The sequence below is a fragment of the Photobacterium jeanii genome, assembly GCF_001650345.1.
GTDB lineage: Bacteria > Pseudomonadota > Gammaproteobacteria > Enterobacterales > Vibrionaceae > Photobacterium > Photobacterium jeanii.
Genome location: NZ_LVHF01000003.1, coordinates 1 through 2003 on the forward strand (window position 1 = coordinate 1; position 2003 = coordinate 2003).

Here is a 2003-nt window from a genome sequence, read left to right on the forward strand (position 1 = left end):
AAACTTCTATGCTTTCATACCCACAAATCGGGCACCCAAAACGCTTCACGAGACCTCTCTATGTAGATAGCACATAACGCCTGCAATAAGGTGTGCCCCACTGAACCAATAAAGCATACTGAACTCCATACCAAAACCGCCGAGTATAAAGCATCACCTTGATTGTTTTGTTATGTGTTTGTTTCAACTGAAAACTCAGCCTCAGCTAATTTTGCATGGATATAAAGAATATTTGATTCAACTAAATCGACAAACTCAACTACGAGGCTAGCTGAATCTATTGAAAAATCACCAGTTTTGAAATTAACAGTTAACTTTGGGTTATCACCTTCACGTACACCTCGATTAAAATTATCCATCAGCGTAGTGAGTTGAGCTCGGCGATCATCGTCACTTGATGCATGTACCTGTGAATTCTGATGGGCTATCTTATTTCTAAGATTCTGAAACTGTTTTAATCGACTATATGAACCATTATCGGCTTTGCCACAAATGCCTGTAAGTAGTTTAATGTACAGAAAGAGTTTTGCTGTTGTATCGTTATTTCGAAGCTGAGAGTAACATAGCTGACTATTAGTTTGGAATTTCAACAGTTGGCAGAGTTTTTGTAAGGAGCTTTCATAAACTGTGTGAGTTAATACTATTAAAGAGTTATAGAAATAACTTTTGAGTTTTGATGTTTGTGCAAAATACTCATCTCCAATTTTCTCAGCGGCATCAGGATCACTATCTAAATCACTCGTAACCTCTGCCTCCAGTGTATCAACTAACTCATTGACTGGTTCTGCCAGTCGATGGACATACTTTCTAAGGTAGTCAATTTCAAATTCAAAACCAGTTTTGAAATCTTGAAGTTCAAGACGTTTTATCTCTACATTATCTTTATTTCTTAGCAAAGTCTTACCTTACATAAAACACATAACGTCTGCAATAAGGTGCCCCGCACTAAACTAACAAAGCCAACCAAACTTCATACCAAAACCGCCGAGTGTAACGGGTCACCTTGATTGCCTTGTTATGTTTAATTGTTTACGTCATCTAATGAACGATAAGTGTACAACCAAGTAATAGTGCCTTTATAAAAATACTCATAGTAAGCAAAATGCATCTCCCACCTCCAAGAATTAAACTTACTATACATCTCGAAGATATCTTTAACATGAACTGAGCTGTTTTGTATTTTCTTATCTAACTCCCCCCTAGACCTTACTTGCACTATGCTACTAGCTTGTTCATTAATATAAAGATTCCTTACTTTAAAATATTGCGCCACTCTAATTGGTGTTAACTTAAATAACTCAACCCATTTCTCCTTATAAATATTAACCGTAACCCTTCTACCAGATTTACGATTTTGACCTTTAATTTCTCGAAGAATTTTCATTGGGATTAAATAACAGTTTTGATAAGTATCTTTGTACTTATGGTATATGTGAATTATAAGATAGTTCGCAGTTTGAAATTGAATATCACTCATCGACACACTATCTTCAACAGTACTCTTTACTTCTAAAAGACTCCCGCTAACACTAAGATCATAACCAGGATTATTAACTTTCACTTTATCATGGTTAAGTATAAGTTCAGTGAGAGCTTCCCCTGTCGCTCCAAGAACTTGTTTTGTATCATGGCCTTGTTTAGAAATTGGAGGGTTAGCTCCATGGAGGTATATTGCTTTTGATATTTTTTTAAATGCAATAGGCTGACGTTCTTGTTGCAAACTAGGGATTTGTTCAATAATTGAGTGATAGGACTTTTCTTTTTCAAAAACAGTAAAAATATTCTTATCTTCAACACTAATTTCATTGTTTAATGAAATCCACCGAAAAGGAACTCTCACCATGAATACAACACTCAATAATTTATTAAAAAACACATGACAATGTAACAAATTTAACTATTTGTCAAATACACGCAAGACATAACGACCTGCCATAAAGCGCCAGCAACGCATTACGAAAATATTTAATTAACCACCGTAAACACCAGAGCCAATTCATACA

At 35.2% G+C, this 2003-nt stretch carries 2 protein-coding genes; both read right to left on the minus strand.

The window, feature by feature from the left end; translation table 11 throughout:
* Nucleotides 1–170: 170 nt before the first annotated feature.
* Nucleotides 171–896, minus strand: a complete 726-nt coding sequence (locus A3K86_RS00015) for a hypothetical protein (RefSeq protein ID WP_068325753.1) — start codon at nucleotides 894–896, stop codon at nucleotides 171–173.
* Nucleotides 897–1021: 125 nt separating this feature from the next.
* Nucleotides 1022–1843 carry a hypothetical protein gene (locus tag A3K86_RS00020; protein WP_068325755.1) on the minus strand — a complete coding sequence of 274 codons (822 nt, stop codon included), beginning with the start codon at nucleotides 1841–1843 and terminating at the stop codon, nucleotides 1022–1024.
* Nucleotides 1844–2003: the final 160 nt, after the last annotated feature.

Excerpts from the sequence above, each read along its gene's own strand:
- A3K86_RS00020 (WP_068325755.1), bottom strand. The coding sequence starts at position 1,843 with ATGGTGAGAGTTCCTTTTCGGTGGATTTCATTAAACAATGAAATTAGT.